Raw genomic sequence first — 7,531 nt, 5'->3', positions numbered from 1 at the left:
GATAAGTCATCCAAGTGCTAGTATAAAGGATTTTTTTGTTTCATGGAATAGGTTATAAATTTAATGCAACACTAGTGAGTCGAGGGATATTAATATTGTGGTTTTAGGCATGGAAATTGTACTAGATGATAAGTTTTGTCAAATTTTGGCGCTATAATTTCGGCACTTTGTCAAATCGGACTGATGGTGTCACCTATGAACATCGAAGTGAGGGAACTCTTCCTCCTTTGATGTTTTTTTATGTGTACTTGATCAAGCCATTGATCAAGAGGATACGCAGACGCATGTTTGTGAAACTTCTGAACCCGTAAGAGACGCGCTTTAGGACCTTGATATGTGTGTGTAGGTTCTCTAATCGTGCATTGGAGTAAGGCTCAATGAAGGCCAAGTGAATCCCTTTCTCATACGTAAAGAAGGCTTTTTTAATGTGATGCAATTCTGCGGGCACGTGCTTTGGCATGTCGCGAAGCAGCTGGAAAAATTGTTCGTGATCTTTGTCATGGAAGGCAGCTAACAGGCCTTGAAAGTACTGGTGCGCGAGTTTCAGCTCGTCAGAAAGTGCCAACAGCCGATCAACGGCTTCGGTGTCTGTCAATAACGCCCACTTGAAATTGCGCCGCTTTTTCAAGGTGGTGTAATCCAGGGTTGCTTCCGGTTTTAAAAATAGTTTGTACAAGAATTTGAGCTGACGATAGGCTTTCGCTTCAGTTGGATCGTTTTGATCGAAGCGCTTCATGAACGCGCTTTCTGACGGCATCAAAAAACTTGTTCACGTGCTGCACGATGTGGAAACGGTCGACGATCACTTCTGCGTTTGGAAAGCATTCCTTGACCAATGAAAAATAAGGGGCATTCATGTCAGTCACAATAAAACGCACCTTCTGACGAGCCTTGAGATCAAAGCGCATAAAATAAGCAACCAGATCCTGTTTTTTGCGACTGGGCAGAATATCAAAGAGCCGCCCCGTCTCCCCATCCATACAGGAAAAAGAGAAGGACCCGTGCCAAGTGGAAAGGGAGCGGAACTCGTCAAATAGCAGACAGGTGGGCAGATGGTCCAGCCGCGGTCGAGCAGCGGCGGACAACGCACGCAAGGTGCGTTGAATGGTGGTCGACGAGACGTCACAATGCTTGGCAATGGTCGTCATCGCTTGCCGCTCAGACAGCTCCTCTAAGATCTGGTAGTGGACCTGTTTTGAAATGAAGCAGGAGGGATTCACCATCGCCGTACGGGCTGTAAAGTATTTTCCGCACGCACGGCAATGATACCGCTGCTTTTTCAACCGCAGATAGGCTCGTTTGTTGCCCGAGCGGTTGAGCAGGATCATGGATACTTTTTTACCGTTTTTTACGAGTTGATCCGCCGTTGCTTTACAACAGGGGCAGCGGCGAAAAACACGGGTGAGGGTGCTTTCCGCAAGGGTCACTTTCCTATTTTTATAAACAGCTTCCCTGATTTCGGTAATTTTAATGTTTTCATCTTTAATACTGAAGAGTGATTTGATAGAATGAAGATCGGACATACAAAAACTTCCTTTCAGAATGTGGTTTTAGGCGACTCTATTCTAACGGATTTTTTGTATGTCTTTTTGTTTTTTTCAAAAAAACTGGAACCGATGGAATATTTCCATCAGTCCCAGAAATTATAGCGCCATTTAATGTGAAACAACACCAGTTGACAAAGAGCCAGTTAAAATAGGTTCTTTTTATCCATTTTATCTAAACATAAAAGCTGTTAAATCAACCTAATGCAACCAAGTTAGGTTACTATATTACTCCCATTCGACTGTAGCAGGAGGCTTAGATGTAATGTCATACACGATGCGGTTGACGTGAGCGACTTCATTCACAATCCGCACGGAAATCTTTTGCAAGACATCCCAAGGAATGCGGGCAAAGTCAGCCGTCATGCCATCAATGGAAGTGACCGCACGAATGCCGACGGTGTAGTCGTAAGTCCGACCATCCCCCATCACGCCGACTGAGCGGATACCTGGTAACACGGTGAAGTATTGCCAAATATCGCGGTCAAGACCAGCGTTGGCGATTTCTTCCCGTAAAATATAATCAGATTCGCGGACAATTTCCAATTTTTCTTCAGTGATTTCCCCAAGGACCCGGATTCCAAGACCGGGACCGGGGAAAGGCTGGCGCCAGACGATTTCATCTGGCATCCCTAATTGGGTACCGACAGCGCGCACTTCGTCTTTAAATAAAGTATTGAGGGGTTCAATCAATTTAAATTGCATGTCTTCAGGCAGACCACCGACGTTATGGTGACTCTTAATGGTTTGGGCAGTTTCGGTACCAGATTCAATGACATCCGTGTAAAGGGTACCTTGGGCTAAGAAGGAGATGCCTTCTTCACCGGCTAATTTGGTTGCTTCATCATCAAAGACGTAGACAAATTCATTCCCAATGATTTTTCGTTTCTTTTCAGGGTCGGCAACGCCAGCGAGTTTACTTAAGAAGCGTTCTTTGGCATCAACTTTAATAATGTTTAAGCCAAACTTGCCGCCTAGAGTATCCATCACTTGTTCTGCTTCATTTTTCCGTAATAAACCGTGGTCCACAAAAATCGAAGTTAATTGATCGCCAATCGCTTTTTGCAACAGGACACCCACAACAGAAGAGTCCACACCGCCAGAAAGGCCCAGTAAAACTTTTTTATCGCCGACAGTGGCGCGGATTTTAGCAATTTGCATGTCAATGAAATTTTCCATGGACCAATCACCAGTACAACCACAAACGTCAAAGGCGAAATGACGCAATAAGTCATTGCCGTATTCTGAGTGACGCACTTCAGCGTGGAATTGGATACCGTAGAAATTACGTTTCACGTCTTGCACGGCAGCGTAAGGACAATCTTTACTTGTACCGACGCATTCAAAGCCAGGGGCGATGGCGGTAACTTTATCTCCATGACTCATCCAAACCGTTTGTTTTCTTGGCGTATCGACAAAAAGTTTCGCATCATCGCTTAAGACTTCTAATTCAGCTTTACCGTATTCGCGATTGGTGGAAGGTTCAACTTTGCCCCCCAGGTCATAGGTCATGAGTTGCATACCATAACAAATCCCTAAAATTGGAATCCCTAATTCGTAGATGGCTGGATCAACGGAAAAGGCGCCTTCGTCATAAACGCTGTTGGGACCGCCAGAGAAAATAATGCCTTTAGGGGCCATTTCTTTAATTTCCGCCGCACTAATCCGGTGGCTTAAAAGTTCAGAGAAAACACCGAACTCCCGAATGCGCCGCGTGATTAACTGGTTGTACTGACTACCGTAATCTAAAACAATAATTTTTTCCACATTGCTTAGTTCTGTGGTCACAAAATTCACCCTTCTTTATCTAAGATTTGTCGCCGAGCCAAAGCTTGACGACAGCTTTTTTGAAAACGTAACTGATATTTACTGAAATGTCAATCATTATAGGATAGAGATTAGTATTTCCGCAAGAAAATCTCATCTATCCGGTGATGTTTCGTTTTATGCAAAATAATATCGGCTCGATTGCGTGTCGGTAAAATATATTCGTTTAAATTTTTTAAATTCACGGTTTGCCACACATCTTTAGCCATTTTAAAAGCCTCTTCTTTGGTCCATTTGGTAAATTCGTGATAGTAATTGGCGGGCTTATCTTTAGCGTACTCTAACAAGGCATCAAAGCGATCCAAATACCAACTTTCAATCAGTTGTGAATCGGCATCCACAAAAATCGAAAAGTCAAAGAAGTCTGAAACGTAAATCCGTTGGTTGGCGGGTAATTGCAAAGTGTTAATCCCTTCAACAATTAAAATATCCGGTTGCTTAATCACTTCGTATTCGTCAGGGACAATGTCGTAGACTTCATGGGAGTAAAGGGGAGCTTGGACTTCTTCTTGCCCACTTTTGACGCGATTTAAAAAATCAATCAAAAGCTCCATGTCGTAACTTTCAGGGAAACCTTTTTTATCCATTATCCCGCGCTCAGCTAAAACATGATTGGGATATAAAAAGCCATCGGTAGTAATTAATTCGACGCTGCGGCGTTTAAACGTCCGTTGCAAAATAATTTGCAGTAAGCGGGCGGTAGTACTTTTGCCCACGGCGACGGATCCGGCGATACCCACGATAAAAGGGGGCACCGTTTGATACTGATGCAAGAAAAGACCCTTACTTAATTGCAAGGACTCGAACTCTTTCATGTATAAATGAATCAAATGACTCAAAGGCACGTAAATATCTTGCACGTCTTGTAAAGAGATGCGGTCGTTGAACCCTTTGATTTTTTGTAACTCTTCTTCCGTGATGGGGAGTGCCCCGTCTTTATAAAAATGTTGCCATTCATCTCGTTTAATGGCGTAGTAATTCATTGCGTCAGCTTTCATCTTTTCCTCCTACGAGAACTTACAACGTATTTTAGCATAATTTACCGCCTCCGCTATAGTAATTTGCCAAATTTTACGAGAAATGTCAGGAAATAAAAAGAATCCTCCAACCACGCTTCGGGATAAAAAATTTTCTTTTTGCAATACAATCAGTATATTTTACATTATATAAAAAAAGTGTTACCACTAAAGCGTAGTTACTATCTTATGGGGAGGCTTTTTCATGTTAAATCCTACTTTTTTAGAAGTGTTAAAACACGAAGGTGTCGTGACGATTATTTCTAGTACAGCTCAAGGTTTCCACGCGGTGAATACGTGGAATTCATATATGCGCGCTAAAGACCAACAACTTTATATTCCCGCAGCGGGGATGCATAGTGTGGAAAAAGACGTTGCCGAAAATCCCGAAGTGCTGATCACCATTGGCAGTAAAGAAGTGCCTGGCTTGATGGGACCTGGGACGGGCTTTCACGTTCATGGCACCGCGCATTTCGTCACGGAAGGTCCAGTCTTTGAACAAATGTTTGCAGATTATCCCTTTATTAGTCGTGTCTTAGTGGTGGACGTCACCAAGATGGAGCAAAAAATTTAAAAGAGCAAAGTTGGAATCGTCAGTTGCTAGGGCGATTCCTTTTTCAGCTGCGCTTAACAACCGGATTGTTCGCTAAGCCATATAAATCATGGTAAAATGTGAAGGAAAGATGTAAAGGGAGGTCCTGATAAAGATGAAAAAAATCATTTTACTAGGTGACAGTTTGATGGCCGGCTTTGACGGCGAAAAAATGACAGACGGTGTGACAGAAGAAGTTCGGACGCACATTGCCAACATGGGTTTTCCCATGGAAGTCGAAAATGTTGGTCGTCCAGGCGATCTTACCAAAGACGGTTTAGCTCGTTTAGACGAAGACGTCTTAAGTAAAAATCCTGATTATGTAGCAATTTTCTTTGGCAACGATTTAAAAAATGAAGCAGTTACCAAAGAAACCTATTTAACCAACATGAAAAAAATGGTGGACTTAATTGGTAAAGACAAAGTCGTCTTAGTAACACCTGCTTACGTCGATCCCCAACAACACCGTTTAGACCGCAAAGGCGATGATATTCACGCTTACGGCAAAGCTTTAGTAGATTATGCCAAAGAAAATGGTATCTCGGTAATTGATTTGGCTTACCATATGGCTGTTTATCCGGCCACTGCCGAATTTTTACAAGCAGACGGCTTACATTTTTCTAAATGGGGTAACCAGCTTTTAGGCAGTCTAATTGCTCGCAACATTAAAATTAAAGAAATGAATCTCGTCACGGAGTAAGGAGTACAGTAAGCTACATGAGCGATCATTATTACACTAACCAGCCTAGCGCTGAGCACCACTTCCATGAATTTGAATTCCCACTGCGGGGTCGGCGCCTGCGCTTTGTTACGGATAGCGGCGTTTTTTCTAAAAATGTCGTGGACTATGGTTCACAAGTTCTCATTGCCACCTATCAACCACCACAAAATCCTACCGGCACACTGCTAGACGTTGGCTGCGGCTATGGCCCAGTTGGTTTGAGCTTTGCCTCGACATTTCCACAGGTGGAAATGATCGATGTGAACGAACGGGCGGTAGGTTTAGCGCAAGGAAATGCCCAACGAAATAATATCGAAAATGTGGACATTCATGTTTCCAATATTTACGCTGATGTTCACAGTAACAGCTACGAAGCGATTTTATCCAACCCGCCAGTTCGCGCAGGGAAAAAAGTAGTCCAAGAAATTTTGACGGGTGCCTATCCTCTACTGCAAGTCGGCGGAACGTTAACCATCGTCTTACAGAAAAAACAAGGGGCACCAAGCGCCGAAAAACTAATGACAGCAACCTTTGGCAACGTGGAAATTTTAAAGCGCGACAAAGGCTATTACATTTTGCAAAGCGTGAAAGTGTAAAAAACTGCTATATTTAATTGATTTTCAAAATAACCAAAGTAAGTAATAGATAAACGAACTGCCTTGTCGTCTATGATGAGGCAGTTTTTTTGCAGTTTAGCATTTGTTCTGAGCTTCGTTTTATGAAATGAATTGCAATCTTCCGATAACTGGGCAAAGATAATTTCGTTGTATCAAAGTAGGCCTGTTACTCATTTCAAGTGAATATATTCGCTTTATTGTGTATTAAAAGCTAAAAAAAGAAAAAATATGCTTTTTTGATGAAAAAAGATACAAAAATCTCTTGCGTAAATGCAGAAATATGTTATGATAATTTATGCAAACAAAAACGATATGTATGAATAAATATTAAAAGGGGATTTGGTTATGAAAAAAATATTGACAGGATTACTCATTGCAGCAGGAACATTAACATTTTTAGCAGGATGTAGCTCGAGTTCGTCTTCAGCTAAAGCGGATCAGACAAAGGACAGTACTGCCGCTGAATCAAAAGTAGACAATTCGTCTGCCTTGCAAGATATCAAAGACTCTGGCGAGTTAGTTTTAGGCACTGCGGCTGATTTTGCGCCGTTTGAATTTCCTGATGGCGATGGCCAAACAACGGGAACCGATATTGAAATTGCCCAAGCGATTGCCGACGACTTAGGAGTAAAATTAAAAATAATGGATTTAAGTTTTGACAATTTACTATCCTCATTGCAAGCTGGCAAATTAGATATTGTGTTGTCTGGAGTTTCGGCAACTGAAGAACGGGCGAAAAGTGTTGATTTTTCTCAAGCCTATTTCACACCGACACAAGAAATTTTAGTCAAGAAAGATAATGCAGCGGCCTTTCAAAAAGCTACGGACTTAACGGATAAAAACCTAGGCGCACAAAAAGGTTCGCTACAAGAAGATATTGCTAACGAACAATTTAGTGATTCCAAGATTGTTTCGGTACCTTTAACCACAAACTTAATTGTGCAATTGAAATCTGGCGGCTTGGACGCGGTCATTATGGAAAGTGCTGTGGCTCAAAGTTATGTGAACGCCAACGATGACTTAGTTATTTCTGATATTGAAATTCCGGCCGACCCTAATGAATCCTATGCCGCAGCTTTACCAAAAAATTGTGGCGATTTGAAGACAGAAGTGGATGACGTGATTAAAAAATTAATGGATGACGAGACTATCGATCAATGGATTGCTAAATATACAGCATTAGCAGATGAACAAGCAGCAACGGAATGATTCAA

General features: G+C 42.2%; 6 protein-coding genes and 1 pseudogene. 4 read left to right on the top strand and 3 right to left on the bottom strand.

Annotated elements, in window-relative coordinates:
- Positions 1–238 precede the first annotated feature (238 nt).
- From FFM57_RS10065 to coaA, 3 genes and pseudogenes are all read right to left on the bottom strand, one after another.
- Positions 239–1,523 (bottom strand): annotated as a pseudogene (locus FFM57_RS10065) (ISL3 family transposase).
- A 249-nt stretch (positions 1,524–1,772) separates the two neighbouring features.
- Positions 1,773–3,332: a glutamine-hydrolyzing GMP synthase gene (guaA, locus tag FFM57_RS06030; protein WP_371851244.1), complete on the bottom strand. Its 1,560-nt coding sequence runs from the start codon at positions 3,330–3,332 to the stop codon at positions 1,773–1,775.
- A 110-nt stretch (positions 3,333–3,442) separates the two neighbouring features.
- Positions 3,443–4,369 carry a type I pantothenate kinase gene (gene coaA, locus FFM57_RS06025; protein WP_137599631.1) on the bottom strand — a complete coding sequence of 309 codons (927 nt, stop codon included), beginning with the start codon at positions 4,367–4,369 and terminating at the stop codon, positions 3,443–3,445.
- A gap of 223 nt (positions 4,370–4,592) precedes the next feature.
- Here coaA and FFM57_RS06020 point away from each other — a divergent pair, with 223 nt between their 5' ends.
- The 4 genes from FFM57_RS06020 (at position 4,593) to FFM57_RS06005 (ending at position 7,526) form a co-directional block, all read left to right on the top strand.
- Positions 4,593–4,961 (top strand): pyridoxamine 5'-phosphate oxidase family protein, encoded by a 369-nt coding sequence (locus tag FFM57_RS06020; protein ID WP_137599630.1) that lies wholly within the window; start codon positions 4,593–4,595, stop codon positions 4,959–4,961.
- A gap of 133 nt (positions 4,962–5,094) precedes the next feature.
- Positions 5,095–5,679 carry a GDSL-type esterase/lipase family protein gene (locus FFM57_RS06015; protein WP_137599629.1) on the top strand — a complete coding sequence of 195 codons (585 nt, stop codon included), beginning with the start codon at positions 5,095–5,097 and terminating at the stop codon, positions 5,677–5,679.
- A gap of 17 nt (positions 5,680–5,696) precedes the next feature.
- Positions 5,697–6,296 carry a class I SAM-dependent methyltransferase gene (locus FFM57_RS06010; RefSeq protein ID WP_137599628.1) on the top strand — a complete coding sequence of 200 codons (600 nt, stop codon included), beginning with the start codon at positions 5,697–5,699 and terminating at the stop codon, positions 6,294–6,296.
- A gap of 366 nt (positions 6,297–6,662) precedes the next feature.
- Positions 6,663–7,526 carry a transporter substrate-binding domain-containing protein gene (locus FFM57_RS06005; RefSeq protein WP_137599627.1) on the top strand — a complete coding sequence of 288 codons (864 nt, stop codon included), beginning with the start codon at positions 6,663–6,665 and terminating at the stop codon, positions 7,524–7,526.
- Positions 7,527–7,531: the final 5 nt, after the last annotated feature.

It is taken from the genome of Enterococcus nangangensis, from assembly GCF_005405245.1.
GTDB lineage: Bacteria > Bacillota > Bacilli > Lactobacillales > Enterococcaceae > Enterococcus_J > Enterococcus_J nangangensis.
This window is presented reverse-complemented; position numbering and strand designations above follow the sequence as displayed.

Bases quoted from the DNA above. Each gene is read 5' to 3' on its own strand.
- coaA (WP_137599631.1), bottom strand. From the start codon at position 4,369: ATGAAAGCTGACGCAATGAATTACTACGCCATTAAACGAGATGAATGG.
- FFM57_RS06020 (WP_137599630.1), top strand. From the start codon at position 4,593: ATGTTAAATCCTACTTTTTTAGAAGTGTTAAAACACGAAGGTGTCGTG.
- FFM57_RS06015 (WP_137599629.1), top strand. From the start codon at position 5,095: ATGAAAAAAATCATTTTACTAGGTGACAGTTTGATGGCCGGCTTTGAC.
- FFM57_RS06010 (WP_137599628.1), top strand. From the start codon at position 5,697: ATGAGCGATCATTATTACACTAACCAGCCTAGCGCTGAGCACCACTTC.
- FFM57_RS06005 (WP_137599627.1), top strand. From the start codon at position 6,663: ATGAAAAAAATATTGACAGGATTACTCATTGCAGCAGGAACATTAACA.